This is a genomic window from Sphingomonas sp. (genome assembly GCF_964263785.1).
In the GTDB taxonomy this organism is placed as follows: domain Bacteria; phylum Pseudomonadota; class Alphaproteobacteria; order Sphingomonadales; family Sphingomonadaceae; genus Sphingomonas.
In genome coordinates this window covers 1-15932 of the sequence record NZ_CAXVWL010000073.1, presented here as the reverse complement: position 1 = coordinate 15932, position 15932 = coordinate 1, and the positions used below count along the sequence as shown (strand labels likewise).

Below are 15932 nucleotides of genomic sequence, written 5' to 3'. Positions count from 1 at the left end.
CGGGATCCCGCTTCTTCTTGCGAGCGGACAGAAGCGGGGTCCCGGGTCAAGCCCGGGGTGACGGAAAACCGGGACAACGCGACGGGCAAGAAGCGTGGGCGTTTCACGTGTCAACCAGTGTCAACGTCGCGCCCTCGGGACGGCGTCAACGTTACAGCGTTCACGCGTCAACCGGCGTCAAGGTCTCGCCGACAGGCTACTGAGAACAGGAGGTAAATTCTATGCCCATCGACGCCACCCTCCCCTACGACCCCACTAACATCTTCGCCCGCATCCTGCGGGACGAGATCCCCTCGAAGCGGGTCTACGAGGACGATCACGCCATCGCCTTCCAAGACATCGCGCCGCAGGCCCCCACCCACATCCTGGTGATTCCGCGCGGTCCTTACGTCTCGTGGGACGATTTCAGCGCCCGTGCGAGCGATGCGGAGATTGCGGGCTTCGTCCGTGCGGTCGGCACCGTCGCGCGCGAACACGCCCTGGTCGAACCCGGCTACCGCCTGCTCGCCAACACGGGGCCGCACGGCGGGCAGGAGGTGCCGCACCTCCACGTCCACCTGTTCGGCGGGCAGCCGCTCGGGCCGATGCTGTCGCCCGGTCACTAAGCGGGCGTCACTAAAGCGTTGCGCATCCCCGATTTGCGGCTAGGTTCTGCCGCTTGACACAAGGCAATGGCCGCCGGGGGGTGGCCGAGGGAGATCGAATGGCGACACGACCCGCACCCGGGCTCATTTCGCGCATGCTGCTGCGGAAAACCGTCGAGCAGGTGCAGCGCGAGACCCAGAACAGCGAATTGAAGCGCACGCTGGGCGCGTGGAACCTGGTGTTCCTCGGCATCGGCTGCATCATCGGCGCAGGGATCTTCGTGCGGACGGGCAGCGCGGCGTCGCTCCACGCGGGCCCCGCGGTGCTCATCTCCTTCGTGATCGCCGGCATCGTCTGCGGCCTTGCCGGTCTGTGCTATGCCGAGCTGTCGTCGACCTTGCCGGTCTCGGGCTCGGCCTACACCTACAGCTACACCACGATCGGCGAGTTCGCGGCCTGGATCATGGGCGCGCTGCTGCTGCTCGAATACGGGCTGGCAGCGTCGGTCGTCGCGGTCGGCTGGGCTGGGTATGTCGTCAGCCTGCTCGGCGATTTCGGCATCGCCATCCCGGTCGCGCTGACCGGGCCGACCGGGCACACCGTCATGCAGGCCGCGGGCAACGACATGGTGCCCCTGCTCGTCAACGGGCAGCCGGTCACTTACCTGTTCAACCTGCCCGCCTTCCTGATCTGCATGGCGATGACCGCCTTGCTGGTCGTCGGCGTGTCGGAAAGCGCCAAGGTCAACAACGTCATCGTCGCGATCAAGCTGACCGTCATCATCGCCTTCATCCTGATCTGCGGCGGCTATGTCATCGCGCACATCGATACGCTCAAGTCCAACTGGACCCCGTTCATCCCCGCCGCGACCGGCGAGGAGGGCAAGTTCGGCTGGGGCGGAATCCTGCGCGCCGCATCGATCGTGTTCTTCGCCTATATCGGCTTCGAAGCGGTCTCGACTGCGGGTCAGGAGGCCAAGGATCCCAAGAAGGACATGCCGATCGGCCTGCTCGGGTCGCTTGCCGCCTGCACGCTGATCTACATCCTCGTCTCGATCGTGATGACGCTGATCGTCAACTACAAGACGCTGAACGTCCCCGATCCGGTCGCGGTCGCGGTCGATGCGCTGGGCCCACAATGGGCGTGGTTCGCCAAATTGGTGAAGGCGGGCGCGATCGTCGGCCTGACGTCGGTGGTGCTGGTGCTGATGTACGGCCAGACGCGCATTTTCTACACGATGGCGCGCGACGGTCTGCTCCCGCGGGTGTTCGCGACTGTCCACCAGAAGTTCAAGACGCCCTGGGTCAACACGATCCTGGTTGGCCTGATCACCGCGGTCGCGGCGGCGTTCTTCGACATCAACACATTAGGCGACATGACGTCGGTCGGCACGCTGGCGGCGTTCGCGATCGTGTGCCTGTCGGTGATCTGGTTGCGCCGCACGCACCCGAACATCCCGCGCGGCTTCACCGTGCCGCTGTTCCCGGTGCTGCCCGCGCTCGGCATCGTCGCCTGCATCGCGCTGATCTTCACCGTCGAGAACCGCGTGCTGGTATTCTTCGGCTGGTACACGCTGGCGGCGGTGATCCTGTATTTCGTCTACGGCATGCACAACAGCCGGTTGTACAAGGGCCTCGACGCCGCGGACGTGCCCCCGATCCCGGAATACGTCGCGCCGATGGAGCGGTAAGCGCGGACGACCTGTCCTCGCATACCGTTCGCCCTGAGCGGAGTCGAAGGGCATCGCCCCGAGCCATGTGCTTCGACTTCGCTCAGCACGAACGGAGCAGAACGATTATCTCACCGCGCCGCCAGCGTCTTCAAATCCACCTGCGGCCGGGCTCCCACATGGCTGATGATCTCCGCGGCACAGATCGCGCCGAGCTTGAGCGAAGCCTCCAGCCCCTTGCCCTGCGCCTGGCCGTGGAGGAACCCCGCCGCGAACAGGTCGCCCGCCCCGGTCGTATCGACCACCCGCTCGATCGGCTCGGCGGAGACCTGCGCGCGCGCGCCGTGCTGGATGGCGATGGCGCCCTCGGCGCCGCGGGTCACCACTAGGGTTGCGACCTGCGGCGAGATCCTGGCGACCGCGCCCTCCAAGTCCTCGACCTCGGCCAGCGCGGTCAGTTCGGCCTCGTTGGCGAACAGGATGTCGATCAGCCCGTCGCTCAGCAGCCGTCGGAAATCGTCGCCGTGGCGCGAGATGCAGAACACGTCGCTGAGCGTGAACGCCACCTTGCGCCCCGCCTTGCGCGCCACCTCGATCGCCGCGCGCATCGCCGCGCGCGGTTCCTCGGGGTCCCACAGATAGCCCTCGAGGTACAGGATCGCGGCGTCGGCGATCAGGTCGCGGTCGATGGCCGCCGCGGGCAGGAACTGGCCTGCGCCGAGAAAGGTGTTCATCGTCCGCTGACCGTCGGGAGTCACGAAGATGAGGCACCGGCCGGTCGTCGGCGCACCGGCGCGCACCGGCGTGTCGAAGCGAATGCCGACGCTGCGGACGTCATGCGCGAACACCTCGCCCAGCTGGTCGTCGGCGACCTGGCCGATGAAGCCGCACGTGCCGCCCAGCGCCGCGATGCCCGCAACGGTGTTGGCGGCCGAGCCCCCGCTCGCCTCGACCCCTGGCCCCATCTTGGCATACAGCGCGTCGGCTTCCTCCGGCGAGAACATCAGCTGCATCGATCCCTTGGCCATGCCCTCCTGCGCGATGAAGGCGTCGTCGGTCTGGGAGAGGACATCGACGATGGCATTGCCGATCGCGACCACATCGAAACGTGGTGGGTCGTAGGTGGGCTGGGTCAAGATGCGCTCCGAATGGGGAAAGCGCCGCCGTAATCGGGCGCTCGGGCGCACGCAACCGGCCCGGTGTCCCGAGCCGCTGTTGACGCTCGGGCGTGGCCGCGGCATCCGCCGGGCATGACGCGCGCCCTTCCCTTGTTGCTCCTGCTCGGCGGCTGCACGGCCGCAGGCGGACGCCCGGTGACCGCGCCGCGTCTCCCGCTCACCTACGGCAACGTCGGGCTGGAGCGCGTCACCGGCCAGACCGCCGCTGCACTGACCCAGCTCTTCGGCGAGCCCGACGCCGATGTTCGCGAAGGTACAGCCCGCAAGCTCCAGTTTCAGAGCGGCATCTGCGTCCTCGACGCCTATCTCTACCCGCCGAGCACCGGTGCCGAGCCCCGCGTCACTTACCTCGACGCACGCGAACCCGACGGCAGCACCATCGACCGCGCGAGCTGCGTGGCGGCACTGACCCGGCGGGAGGGGGGGAAGTGATCTACCGCTGTGGCGGTCTTCCTGTTTTACTGGCGACCACATTAACCGCATGCGCCACCCCGGGCGCTCCCGGCGCGGGCAGCATGCTGTTCCACGGCGGCGAGCGCAGCCAATGGGGGATCGTCGTTCAGCAGCAGACGGTAACGCTGCACGAAGGAGTGGGGCGAAATCGCTGGACGTATTATGGCCACACGCCGATCGCTCAAGCGATCGTCGGCGGAATTCGCTACGACGGCACCGTCACCCGTACCGACGTGGTTGCTGGTGAGGCGGTCGACAGTGATCTCGAGTACGTTCTCGACATCGAAGCGCGACCGTGTGGGAGCAAACTGCAGGCGACACTGACGCTGCGGATCGAAGTCGACGACGGCACTACCTTCGATCGGACGGGGTGCGGTACAGCGGGCGCGGTTACGACAAGCTGAGTCGATCCAGCGCCCATCCAGCCGCTTCGCGTACAACCACCCCCTCGTCCGACAGCAACTTCGTCAGCGGTCGAACCAACGCTTTATCGCCGCTGTTCCCCGCCGCGATCGCCGCGTTGCGGACCATCCGGTCACGGCCGATGCGCTTGATCGGGGAGCCTGCGAACACCTGGCGAAACCCGGCGTCGTCGAGTGCGAGCAGGTCGGCCAGCTCGGGTACGGCCAGCTCCGCGCGCGGAGCGAAGGCCAGGTTCGCCGCCGCGGACGCCGCGAACTTGTTCCAGGGGCATACCGCCAGGCAATCGTCGCAGCCGTAGATGCGATTGCCGATCGCCGCGCGGAACTCGACCGGGATCGGCCCGGCGTGCTCGATGGTCAGGTACGAGATGCACCGCCGCGCATCGAGGCGGTAGGGCGCAGGGAAGGCGTCGGTCGGGCACGCGCGCTGGCACGCGTCGCATGACCCGCAGGTGTCGGTCGCGGGCGGGTCGGGCGTCAGGTCGAGCGTGGTGTAGATCGCGCCGAGGAACAGCCAGCTGCCGTCGCTACGGCTGACCAGATTGGTGTGCTTGCCCTGCCAGCCGACCCCTGCCGCCTCCGCCAGCGGCTTCTCCATCACCGGCGCGGTGTCGACGAACACCTTCAAGTCGCCCGCCGCTTCCGTCACCAGCCAGCGCGCAAGCGCCTTGAGCGCTTTCTTGACGACGTCGTGGTAATCGCCGCCTTGCGCATATACCGAAATCCGCCCCACCCCGCCCTCGTCCGCCAACGCGAGCGGATCGACCGCGGGAGCGTAGCTCATGCCGAGCGAAATCACGCTCCGCACCTCTGGCCAAAGCCCGGAAGGCGACCCGCGGTGGTGCTCGCGCGCCTCCATCCAGATCATGTCGCCGTGCATCCCCTCGCCCAGCCACTGGCGCAGCCGCTCGGCACTGCGCGGCGCGGCGTCGGCGCGCGCGATGCCGCAGGCCGCGAAGCCGAGCTCCGCCGCCTTTACCTTCATGCGCGCTTCGAGCTTGTCCTGAGGCACGTGCCGCCGCTACCACCCGCAGGACCTTGGGGGAATGTCGCGCGTGCAATCGGATTTGGCGGTCACCGCCCAAGGCCTCGTCAAGCGCTTCGGCGACCGCCGCGTCGTCGACGGCGTCGACATTGCGGTGCCGACCGGCGCGATCTACGGCGTGCTCGGACCCAATGGCGCGGGCAAGACGACGACGCTGCGCATGCTGCTCGGCATCATCGAGCCCGACGGGGGGACAAGGACGCTGCTGAGCGAAGCGCATCCGCGCGACGCGTCGGACCGGGTCGGTTACCTTCCCGAGGAGCGCGGGCTCTACCCGTCGATGAAGGCGCGCGAGGCGATCGCGTTCCTGGGCGCGCTCCGGGGGCTGCCGCTGCGGGTCGGTCGCGAGCGGGCCGTCGCCTTGCTCGAAAGCGCCGGCCTTGCCCACGCCGCCGACCAGAAGATTCGCAAGCTGTCTAAAGGGATGGCGCAGCTCGTTCAGCTGCTCGGCTCGATCGTCCACCGGCCCGACCTGCTGGTGCTCGACGAACCTTTCTCCGGGCTCGATCCGGTCAACCAGGAGCGGCTGGAGGCGCTGATCCTGGCGGAGCGCGACCGCGGCGCGACGATCCTGTTCTCCACCCACGTCATGGCGCACGCCGAGCGGCTGTGCGACCGGCTGACGATCATTGCGGGCGGCAAGGCCCGGTTCGAGGGCACCGTCGACGATGCCCGCGCGACCCTGCCCGAACGCGTCCGCTATCGCCCGCATCAGGCGGGGGACGGCGTCGCGACGCTGCTGCCGGCGGACGCGACGCGCGACGGCGCGGAATGGAAGTTCGAGATGCCACACGGCGGGATCGAGCCCGTGCTCGTCGTGCTGATCGACGCAGGGTTCGGCATCGCGGGGCTGACGATCGCCCGGCCCGGACTCCACGACGCCTTCGTCCGCATCGTCGGTGAGCAGGAAACCGTCAAGCAGGGAGACGCGGCATGACGCGCACCCGCCGAATGATCCGCCAGACGCTGACGATCGCGCGTCGTGATTTCGTCGCAACGGTGTTCACCCCCATATTCCTGCTGTTCCTGTTCGCCCCCGTGCTGCTCGGGTCGTTCAGCACCATCGGTGCGCTCGCGGCGAGCAATGTCGGTGGAACGGGCGACAACTCGCGCATGGTCGCGATCGTGCCCGCCGAACTCGCAAAACCGATGACGGAAGCCGACGCACGGCTGCGCGGCGTGTTCCGCCGCGACGAGACTCCGCCCGCGCTCACCATCCTGGCGCCCGCGCGCGATCCCGGTCGCCAGGCGCGCGCAGCATTCGCGGCCAAGAACTATGACGCCAGCGCGGTGCTGTACGGCCCGCCCGACCGCCCGGCGATCCTGTATGCGCCGCGCGGTCCCCGCTCGGCGGATTACCTTGCGGTGCTGGCGCGCGAGACGCTGGCCGACGCGCGGCTCGGCGCGGCAAAGCCCACCGTCGTCGCAACCAGGACCGCGTTCGACGCCAAACGCCCGCCCCGTGCCGACCGCGGGGGCTCCGGGTTCCTGGCGGTGTTCGGCATCTTCTTCCTGACGCTGTTCCTGTCGGGCCAGGTGGTCGGCACGATGGCGGAGGAGCGCAACAACAAGGTGATCGAGGTGCTCGCCGCCGCGGTGCCGCTGGAGGCGGTGTTCCTCGGCAAGCTGCTCGGCATGTTCGGGGTCGCGATCCTGTTCGTCGCCTTCTGGGGCACCGTCGTCGGCAACATCGGCGCGCTGATGCCGCCGACGATGACCGCCGCGCTCGGCGGCCTGTCGCCCCCGGTCGGTGGGCCGATGTTCGCGCTGCTGTTCGTGAGCTATTTCACCATGGCGTACCTGCTCCTCGGCTCGGTGTTCCTCGGCATCGGCGCGCAGGCGTCGACCCCGCGCGAGATTCAGATGCTGTCGCTTCCCATCACCATCCTGCAGATGGTGATGTTCGGGCTGGCAAGCGCCGCCGCCTCGCGTCCCGGCAGCTGGATTGCGATGGTCGCCGAAGTGTTCCCGCTGTCCTCCCCGTTCGCGATGGCCGGGCGCGCGGCGAGCCTGCCGGGGCTGTGGCCGCACGCCGCCGCGCTCGCCTGGCAGGCATTGTGGGTCGCGATCTTCGTCGGCGTGGGCGCGCGGCTGTTCCGCCGCGGCGTCCTGCAATCGGGGAGCGCTCGGCTATTCTGGCGGCGGCGCAACACTGTTGACACGGGTGTCAGTTAGGGGTTTGCTCCGGTTAAGGAGAGTGTGCGATGGCGACGTTGGCAAGCGAGGCAACCGATCCGTTCGACGTCAGCCGCGCCGAACTCTACCGCGACGACACCTGGCAGGCGCCGTTCCGCACGCTGCGCGCCGAGGCCCCGGTCCACTATAATGCACACAGCGACTACGGCCCGTTCTGGTCGGTTTCGACCTACAAGGGCGTCGTCGAGGTCGAATCGCTTCCCGACCTCTATTCCTCCGAGGCCGGCGGCATCACCATCGCCGATTTCGTCGAGGGTCGTGACGTCCGCATGCCGATGTTCATCGCGCGCGACCGCCCCATCCACACCGCGCAACGCCGAACGGTCGCCCCCGCCTTCACCCCGTCCGAAATGACGCGCATGTCGAGCGACATCCGTCAGCGGACCGCGGAAATCCTCGACTCTTTGGAGTGTAACACGCCGTTCGACTGGGTCGACACCGTCTCGGTCGAGTTGACGACGCAGATGCTTGCGATCCTGTTCGACTTTCCTTGGGAGGACAGGCGCAAACTCACCTTCTGGTCCGACTGGGCGGGCGATATCGAGCTGGTGAAGAGCGAAGCCGGGCGGCAAGAGCGATTGCAGCACATGTTCGCGTGCGGCGCGTACTTTCAGAATCTGTGGAACGGCAAGCTCGGCAAGGAACCGACCCCCGACCTCATCAGCATGATGATCCATTCGGACGCGATGAGCCACATGGACCCGCACGAATTCATCGGCAATTTGATCCTGCTGATCGTCGGCGGCAACGACACGACTCGCAATTCGATGTCCGCGCTGGCGTACGGCCTCGACCTGTTTCCCGACGCGCGCGCGATGCTGGAGCGCGATCCGTCGCTGATCCCCAACGCGACGCAGGAAATCCTGCGCTGGCAGACCCCACTCGCGCACATGCGCCGCACCGCGACCGCCGACACTGAGCTGATGGGGCAGACGATCCGCGAAGGCGACAAGCTGGCGCTCTGGTACATCTCGGCCAACCGCGACGAGACCGTCTTTGACGACCCCGACACGATCCGTGTCGACCGGTCGAACGCACGGCGGCATCTGGCGTTCGGCCACGGCATCCACCGCTGCGTCGGTGCGCGGTTGGCCGAATTGCAGATCGGCATCCTGCTCGAGGAGATGGCCAAGCGGCGGATGCGGGTGAACGTCATCGGCGAGCCGACCCGCGTCGCGGCTTGCTTCGTCCACGGCTATCGCAAGCTGCCGGTGGAGATCAGCAAGTACTGAAGACATAGCCGTTCGCCCTGAGCGAAGTCGAACAGCATGGCTCGGTGCGATGTGCTTCGACTTCGCTCAGCACGAACGGGGGTGGTTGGCAGCGCCTGACCCCGGCCCCATATCTCGTGCATGACCACAGACCGCCGCACCTTCGTCCGCCTCGCCGGCCTCGGCTCCGCCGCCTTCGCGCTCTTGGGCTGCGGGAGCCGCTCGGCGCAAGCCGCCGAACGCTTCGAGGTCACGCACACCGACGCGCAGTGGCGCAAGTTGCTGTCCCCAGCCGCTTACGACGTCCTCCGCCACGAAGGCACCGAGACGCCGGGCTCAAGCCCGCTCAACCGCGAACACCGCGCCGGCACCTTCGCCTGCGCGGGGTGCGCCAAGCCGGTCTTCTCGTCGAAGACCAAGTTCGAGAGCGGCACCGGCTGGCCCAGCTTCTACGCACCGCTACCTGGCGGGGTTGGCACCAAGACCGATCGCGGCCTGATCATGGCGCGCACCGAGGTCCATTGCGCGCGCTGCGGCGGGCATCTGGGCCACGTGTTCGACGACGGCCCCAAGCCGACCGGCAAGCGCTACTGCATGAATGGCGTTGCGATGACGTTCAAGGCTGGCAGCGCCGCGTAACCAGGTTAGAGCGCGGCGCCGGAGGCCGCCTGTGCGTCGAGATTGGCAAGCTGGGTCTCGCTCGGCGCCTTGACCATTTCTACCGGTGCCAGCGTCCCCGCCTTGGGTGCGCGCCCCGAATAGATGAAGCCGTTGGCGGGATAGGCCGACGTACCGAGCGACCCCTGCGGGCCGTACCACACGCGCACCAGGCTCCAGTCGCCCGCCGCCGACACGTCAATCGCGCGGACGTCGGTCTCGATGCGGCCGGGGCGCGACCAATTGGCGTGGGTCAGCAGCACCTCGCGCTCGCTGACGACCTTCGACACGGTCGCGACATGGCCGACGCGCATTCGCCGTGTCGCCTCGAACGCCAACACTGCGCCTTCCTTCGGAGCATGGCCGCGCTCGTAGCGACCTGCGGCCTGACCCCACCAGGTGTTCGCATTGCCGCGGATGTCGATGCCGGAGATCGCCCGCGCATAGGGCGCGCACTGCCAGAACTGCGCCGCGGCAGGAGTGGCCGTCAGCAGGCCGCACGATACCACCAGCGCGAAACGCGCTGCCAAAGCCTTGAAATTCATGTCGACCCCCCGGTCAGGAACGGTTGTCGCAGCCTCGCTACGGACCGGAGTTTATAATTCCTATAGCGCCGGGAACCTTATCCGATGAAGCGTGTTACCGGGCCGACGACCTGCGTCTCTATCCAGAATTGCGGACCATCGAGCCCGGCGACTCACCGTTATCCCGCAAGCCGGGCCAGCCTTGCTTCATGATCCGCCCGGCCGAAAGGAAAGCGGGTGAAGAAGAATGCCGCCGCGCAGGCGAGCAGCAGGTACAGCCCGGCATAGGTCACCGTCAGCCGGTCGATCGTCGCCACCGACACCGTCCCCGGCGTCGCGCGGGCCGGGAACCCTGCGACCGCCAGGATCGTCCCCGCCGCGAAGATGCCGATTCCGGATGTGCATTTCTGGACAAAGAACGAGCCCGCGAAGAACACCCCTTCCGATCGCCTCCCCGTCTTCGCCTCTGAATCCTCGGCGACATCGGCCATCATCGAGGCACCGAGGATGAAGCCCGAAACGTTGCACGCGGTCCCTGCGATGAAGAAGGCGAACAGCACAGGCAGCAATGCCGCATCGCCCACCTGCGGAAAGGCGCCGAACAGCCGCAGCCAGTACGGCCCGGTGTTGAACGCCGCTCCCATCAGCACCGCCGCCATCGCCGCGCGTGGCTTGCTCACCCGCGCACCGATCCGTGGCGCCGCGGCGAACGCCAGGAAGACGCCCGCGAACAGCGCCATCGTCAGATACGCGAACACCGGCCCCTCGAACCGCCAGACATAGCTGTAGAGATAGTTCGACATCGCATAGCTGACGCCTTGCAACGTGTATGCGCACACGCCCGCCAGCATGAGGACCGCGAAGGCGCGGTTGCGCACCGTCTGGCCGAGCTCGCGAAAGCTCTCCGCCAGCGACTGCGGCACGATCCGCGGCCGGGGCAGATTGCGGATCTCGTGGTGAGTGCCCGCCGCCGAGACCAGGATCGCCACCCCCATGAACAGCGCCCCCGCGACCGCAAAGCCGCCATAGCCCGCACGGTTAAGCAAGCCGTTGGGGAAGCTCGGCGTGGCGCGCAGGAAGTAGAGATACGCCGCGCTCAGCATCGCCAGCCCGCCTACCCAGCCGAACAGATACCGCCACGCCATGATCCGCGTCCGCTCGTCGTAATCGGCGGACAGTTCGGGCGTCAGCGCGACCGAGGGCACTTCGTAACAACTCACCGCGCTGCGCACGATCACCGCGCAGGCGAACAGCCACACCAGGGTCATCGACTGCGCCGCTCCTGCCGGCGGGTTCCACAACGCGATCCACCCCGCCATGATTGGCAGCGCCGAGGCATACATCCATGGATGCCGCCGCCCCCAGCGCGACTGCGTGCGATCGGAAAAGGAGCCGACCGCCGGGTCGACGAACGCGTCGATCAGCAGCGCGAGCATGATGACCAGCCCGACGGTTGCCGACGATAGCCCGACCACCTGGTTGTAGAACAGCAGCAGAAAGGTGCCGAAGCCTGCATCCTTCACCCCGTAGGCGGTCGCGCCGAACGCATAGCTCGCCATGGTGCGATTGCTTAGGCGGCGCACCGAAGGCGTGGCACCCGTCACCTAAACTGCTCGAGCGCGTCGAACAGCGACGGCGATTGCCGGTCCCAGCTCGCCCGCGTGCCGACCAGCATGCCGCCGTCGACCAGCAGGTGCGTGCCAGTGACGAAGCTCGCGTCATCGCTGGCCAGGAACGCAACCGCGGCGGCGATATCCTCTGCGGTCCCCGGGCGCCGGATCGGCTGCGCGTTCCCCGCCACGCTCGCGATCGCGGCATCGGCGGCGGCGAGCTTCTCGCCCGCGATCCCCAGGTGCCGCGTGAAGATGTTGGTGGTGATGAACCCCGGCACGACCGCGTTCACCCGGATGCCGTCCCCCGCCAGGTCGGCGGCGGCAAGCCGGGTCAAATGCAACACCCCGGCCTTTGCGGTCGAGTAAGCGGTCGGCGCATAGCCCGAGCCCAGCGCCGAAACGCTCGACGTGTTGACGATCGCCCCGCCGCCGCGTTTCGCCATCAGCGGCGCGGCATGCCGGACGCCGAGCGCGACCGAGCGCAGCAGCAGTGCCATCGTCGCGTCCCAATCCGCCGCGGCAATTTCGCCGATCGGCTCGCGCGCCCCGCCCGCGCCCACATTATTGAACAGCACGTCGACCCCGCCCGCCGCATCGGCGGCATCGAGCAGCGCGACGATGTCCGCCTCTTTCGTGACGTCGGTATGGCGAAACACGATTGCGCCGTCGGACCCCGCCGCGAGCACCTCGCCGCCGTCCGCGTCGACGTCGCCGACGAAGACGCGCGCGCCCTCCGCCGCCAGCCGCAGCGCGGTTGCGCGTCCAATACCCGAAGCGCCACCGGTGACGACCGCGCGCTTACCGTGGAACCGCATGTCCATCCTCGTCCTTTTGCCCAGCACCATAAACGCCCCCGGCATCCGGTCAATCGAACCCGCTTTCGAAATCCCGGTTTGCACGGGCAACGCGTGCGCGATAGCAGACGAGGCGACTGGACAAGGAGCCCCAAGCGATGGATACCACCAACCTCTTCCGCCTCGACGGCCGCGTTGCGCTGATCACCGGCGGGTCGCGCGGAATCGGCAAGATGATCGCCGCGGGTTTCATCGCGCAAGGCGCGACCGTCTACATCTCGTCGCGCAAGGCCGACGCCTGCGAAGCCGTCGCCGCCGAACTCGGCCCGAACTGCATCGCGCTGCCGCAGGACGTGTCCACCGTCGCGGGCTGCAAGGCGCTCGCCGCGCAACTGGCCGAGCATACGGACAAGCTCGACATCCTCGTCAACAACGCAGGCGCGGCGTGGGGCGAACCGTTCGAGGACTTTCCCGAAAAGGGCTGGGACAAGGTCATGGACCTGAACGTCAAGTCCCCCTTCTTCCTGACCCAGACGCTCCACGAAGCGCTAAAGGCCGCCGCGTCGCCGGACCGCCCCGCCAAGGTCATCAACATCACCTCGATCGACGGCCAGCGCCTCAACCCGTGGGAGACCTACAGCTATCACGCCTCCAAATCCGCACTGATCTACCTGACCAAACGCATGGCCGCGCGCTTGATCCAGGACTCGATCAACGTCACCTCGATCGCCCCCGGTGCCTTCGCCAGCGAAATGAACAAGGCCGCCCGCGACCACGGCGACGCGATCGCGAAGAGCATCCCGGCCAAGCGTATCGGCGTCGACGAGGACATGGCGGGCGCCGCAATCTACCTGGCGAGCCGCGCGGGAGATTACGTCGTGGGCGACACGATCACGGTCGACGGCGGCCTAGTCCATGCGGCGGTGGGGACGAGTATCGATGCTTGAGGATTAAAAATTCAGGGGACAAATTAAACGTCCAGTATCTCTAGACGACACAGAAGTTAGCGGGTTTTTACGACGCTGGGGTATTTACACCCGCCGTCTCTGATTGCTTCTGTACAGCTCCGATTAAATGAGCAAACTCGAAACTTTCCAAGTCAATGTAGGTTGGGGCTGATACGTCGATCAGTGGCCTTGGCTCAGTATCGATCCAACGTATTGCTAGACCTTCTTTCTTCCTCTTGCCTTTCTCGAATATATCTCGGTATCTAAGTGGCGATATTCCTATAAATGGCATAAAGCTAACTCGCGACGGATCAGATCGCTCAATTTCTATCTCGTTCTGGTGAAGGACTTTAGCCTTACTCTTTGGGTATGGCTCCATATACACTCCATGAGCAATACCTGCCGCTAATAAGTGCTTGGTGCAATTATGACAAGGGAAGGTAGTGCAAAACAGGATAGACCCTTTTATGCTTCGACCTAACCGCGCTGCGTCACAGATCGCGCACATCTCGGCGTGCACAACACGACCATACTCTGTCAGTTCCATAATCGCTGCATCTGATAGACAACCATATCCCTTCGGCGCTCCTTCTGCTCCTCGCCGAATAAGTGCATCGACAATCGCTGCCGCTCCACCTATTTTAAGCGCTTCAGCAGATAACATGCCGCCCGCGGCAAGGCGCTCTAGAAGGTCGCGAACCACTTCCTTCTTGAGAATATCATTTGGATCAGTGCCAAGCTTTATGTCTCTAAAGTCGGGGTCTTCGCCATCCCAGTAAGTGCCGCCAAACGCTTTTGGGACTTCGTTGCAACCTTGGGATATAAGTTCACCTTCCTGGGTAAATATGGCAGCTCCTACTTGGCGTGATAAATCTGTTGATCTAAGGGATGCCGATTTCGCAGCATACATTCCGTACTCGACCTTAGATGGCGCGATATCGGTTTTACCAAACATAGCGTTTATGAAACGGCTACTCATAGCTACCATTTCAATCTTTGTAACGCCGTCGATGAACACATCGGCTAAGTGGAACGTATCTCGCAAGTGCTGTCCATGACTGTCCGTGTCTTCGTGCTGATCCCGGTGCATGAGTGCGTCTGCCTGCGCTCCAATTTCGTGGTCAAGAGTATGTAAAGGTAGCGTGCGACGAAGCATCGTTTCTAAATGCGTTTACAGCATGTCACACCGGGCAAGAAGTAAATAGTTGGGGATGGAGTCGGGCAATGGACGATCGAGCGATGCGCATTGGGATTGTACTCGAAGAAGTATCCCGGACGGCCGACCGATTGGCGCGGCGAATGGGTGCGGAATTTGTGCCCGACCCGAAAGCAGCACAGAGCTTCCAGCGCGCGGGAACCGGTGCATCAGTTGAGCAGCTTCCGTTGCGAAGTTTCTAGCTGTGGCGATTATTCCCCAGGTTGCGTCCGTAAACAGCGATCAATAACACAGCAGCTCCGCGTTCAGCCCAAGGGCCTACTGCGCTTCCGCCATACGGAGATCGAGCGTGCACAGCGTCGCACCGACATCCGAGGCGATCGCAAGGTGGACAGCATCAATTGAGCGCAGCGGACGTTCGCAACGCCTCGACAAGTCGGCTGCCAACGAGAAGTGCCGTTGCTCGACGCCGATCCCAATAGCGCTGCCCGTCAGCGGCACTCGGAGCCGCGTCCAAGTATTGTCGCCCTTCCTCAGCCTGAATCTCGCGCCTGCGCATCCTTGCGACGACCGCAGACGCAACCTGCGTTACAAACTATCAGCTACTTGTCAACTCACCGCAGGCGAGTGCGAAAAGCCAGGCACATGCCGCCTGGCTGCTGACCTCCGTGCGTAGTCACTGACGATGACAAACGCGTCAGCATACGCCTTTACAGTTCGTCATTGAGTCGCAGGCGCTCCACGAAGCACAAGCCGTCGGGATCGACGTACGGCTTGGACAAGGCGCGGACCCGGTCCATCTCTTCGAAGTCGATCGGCTGCCGCGGCTTTTCCTCCGCAATAAGCCTCGCCACTGCCTTGCCCCGCCGGGTGATCGACACCGTCTCGCCTGCTTCGACCCGGTCAACCAACTCGTCCAAGCGTGCGCTCGCCTCGAACTCCGTTACCGTAATCATCAGCGCTCCTGACCAGCTAAGCGGGCGACTATCGCCAGCCTACCGCGCAATGCCCCCCGCCGCCAGTACCGCCAGCGTCACCAGCTCGCTCGCGGTCGAGTTCATCGGCGCGATCTGGACCGGTTTCTCCATGCCGATCAGCATCGGCCCGATCATCGTGTCGCCGCCCAGTTCGCGCAACAGCTTGGCCGACAGATTGGCCGATTGCAGCCCCGGCATGACCAGCACGTTGGCCGGCCCGGACAGCCGCGCAAAGGGATAGTTGGCGAGCTGCTTGGGATTGAGCGCCACGTCCGGGGTCATCTCGCCCTCGAACTCGAAGCCTACGCCGCGATGCTCCAACACCTTCACGGCATCGCGGATGTTCTCCAGCCAGCGGCCTTCGGGGTTGCCGAAGTTGGAATAGGACAGAAATGCGACCCGCGGCTCGTGGCCCATCCGGCGGGCGACCGCGGCGGTCTGTTCGGCGATGTCGGCGAGTTCTTCGGCGGTCGGCCGCTCGTTGATCGTGGTATCGGCCATGAAC

The 15932-nt window shown here is 65.7% G+C and carries 17 protein-coding genes; 9 read left to right on the top strand and 8 right to left on the bottom strand.

Going from position 1 to position 15932, the window contains the following annotated elements; genetic code table 11:
* Positions 1–221: 221 nt before the first annotated feature.
* Positions 222–605 carry a histidine triad nucleotide-binding protein gene (locus ACE5C1_RS09825; protein ID WP_374943893.1) on the top strand — a complete coding sequence of 128 codons (384 nt, stop codon included), beginning with the start codon at positions 222–224 and terminating at the stop codon, positions 603–605.
* A gap of 98 nt (positions 606–703) precedes the next feature.
* Complete coding sequence (locus ACE5C1_RS09820) at positions 704–2275, top strand: amino acid permease (RefSeq protein WP_374943892.1); 1572 nt, start codon at positions 704–706, stop codon at positions 2273–2275.
* A gap of 110 nt (positions 2276–2385) precedes the next feature.
* Here the strand turns inward: ACE5C1_RS09820 and ACE5C1_RS09815 are convergent, their stop codons facing one another.
* Complete coding sequence (locus ACE5C1_RS09815) at positions 2386–3390, bottom strand: adenosine kinase (protein WP_374943891.1); 1005 nt, start codon at positions 3388–3390, stop codon at positions 2386–2388.
* Positions 3391–3504: 114 nt separating this feature from the next.
* On the opposite strand from ACE5C1_RS09815, the gene ACE5C1_RS09810 reads away from it, so the two are divergent.
* Positions 3505–3864: a hypothetical protein gene (locus ACE5C1_RS09810; protein ID WP_374943890.1), complete on the top strand. Its 360-nt coding sequence runs from the start codon at positions 3505–3507 to the stop codon at positions 3862–3864.
* Positions 3861–4289, top strand: a complete 429-nt coding sequence (locus ACE5C1_RS09805; RefSeq protein WP_374943889.1) for a hypothetical protein — start codon at positions 3861–3863, stop codon at positions 4287–4289. Before ACE5C1_RS09810 ends, ACE5C1_RS09805 begins: the two co-directional genes overlap by 4 nt.
* Here the strand turns inward: ACE5C1_RS09805 and queG are convergent.
* Positions 4276–5292: a tRNA epoxyqueuosine(34) reductase QueG gene (gene queG, locus ACE5C1_RS09800; RefSeq protein ID WP_374943946.1), complete on the bottom strand. Its 1017-nt coding sequence runs from the start codon at positions 5290–5292 to the stop codon at positions 4276–4278. The two genes, ACE5C1_RS09805 and queG, sit on opposite strands and share 14 nt — an antisense overlap.
* 61 nt (positions 5293–5353) lie before the next feature.
* Between queG and ACE5C1_RS09795 the strand changes: the two genes are divergently transcribed.
* From ACE5C1_RS09795 to msrB, 4 genes are all read left to right on the top strand, one after another.
* Positions 5354–6289, top strand: a complete 936-nt coding sequence (locus ACE5C1_RS09795; protein ID WP_374943888.1) for an ABC transporter ATP-binding protein — start codon at positions 5354–5356, stop codon at positions 6287–6289.
* Positions 6286–7527: an ABC transporter permease gene (locus tag ACE5C1_RS09790; RefSeq protein ID WP_374943887.1), complete on the top strand. Its 1242-nt coding sequence runs from the start codon at positions 6286–6288 to the stop codon at positions 7525–7527. The genes ACE5C1_RS09795 and ACE5C1_RS09790 overlap by 4 nt, the downstream gene beginning before the upstream one ends.
* Before the next feature lie 29 nt (positions 7528–7556).
* A complete protein-coding gene (locus ACE5C1_RS09785) occupies positions 7557–8780 on the top strand; it encodes a cytochrome P450 (protein WP_374943886.1) in 1224 nt (407 codons plus the stop codon).
* Positions 8781–8900: 120 nt separating this feature from the next.
* Positions 8901–9398: a peptide-methionine (R)-S-oxide reductase MsrB gene (msrB, locus tag ACE5C1_RS09780; RefSeq protein WP_374943885.1), complete on the top strand. Its 498-nt coding sequence runs from the start codon at positions 8901–8903 to the stop codon at positions 9396–9398.
* Positions 9399–9403: 5 nt separating this feature from the next.
* Here msrB and ACE5C1_RS09775 read toward each other — a convergent pair whose 3' ends face one another.
* The 3 genes from ACE5C1_RS09775 to ACE5C1_RS09765 all read right to left on the bottom strand — a co-directional run bounded on the left by ACE5C1_RS09775 (position 9404) and on the right by ACE5C1_RS09765 (position 12368).
* Positions 9404–9961, bottom strand: coding sequence for a CHAP domain-containing protein (locus tag ACE5C1_RS09775; protein ID WP_374943884.1), 558 nt, complete (start codon positions 9959–9961; stop codon positions 9404–9406).
* A 158-nt stretch (positions 9962–10119) separates the two neighbouring features.
* On the bottom strand, positions 10120–11499 hold the full coding sequence (locus tag ACE5C1_RS09770) for an MFS transporter (protein WP_374943883.1): 1380 nt from the start codon (positions 11497–11499) through the stop codon (positions 10120–10122).
* 41 nt (positions 11500–11540) lie between these two features.
* Positions 11541–12368 carry an SDR family NAD(P)-dependent oxidoreductase gene (locus ACE5C1_RS09765; RefSeq protein WP_374943882.1) on the bottom strand — a complete coding sequence of 276 codons (828 nt, stop codon included), beginning with the start codon at positions 12366–12368 and terminating at the stop codon, positions 11541–11543.
* Between the two features lie 137 nt (positions 12369–12505).
* Between ACE5C1_RS09765 and ACE5C1_RS09760 the strand changes: the two genes are divergently transcribed.
* Positions 12506–13294 (top strand): SDR family oxidoreductase, encoded by a 789-nt coding sequence (locus ACE5C1_RS09760; protein ID WP_374943881.1) that lies wholly within the window; start codon positions 12506–12508, stop codon positions 13292–13294.
* Between the two features lie 67 nt (positions 13295–13361).
* On the opposite strand, the gene ACE5C1_RS09755 is transcribed toward ACE5C1_RS09760, so the two are convergent.
* From ACE5C1_RS09755 to ACE5C1_RS09745, 3 genes are all read right to left on the bottom strand, one after another.
* On the bottom strand, positions 13362–14339 hold the full coding sequence (locus tag ACE5C1_RS09755) for a hypothetical protein (protein WP_374943880.1): 978 nt from the start codon (positions 14337–14339) through the stop codon (positions 13362–13364).
* Between the two features lie 821 nt (positions 14340–15160).
* The gene (locus ACE5C1_RS09750) at positions 15161–15406 is read right to left on the bottom strand and encodes a type II toxin-antitoxin system Phd/YefM family antitoxin (RefSeq protein WP_374943879.1); all 246 of its coding nucleotides are present in this window, start codon (positions 15404–15406) and stop codon (positions 15161–15163) included.
* Positions 15407–15445: 39 nt separating this feature from the next.
* A partial coding sequence (locus ACE5C1_RS09745) for a phosphate acyltransferase (protein WP_374943878.1) occupies positions 15446–15932 on the bottom strand: 487 nt, incomplete at its 5' end.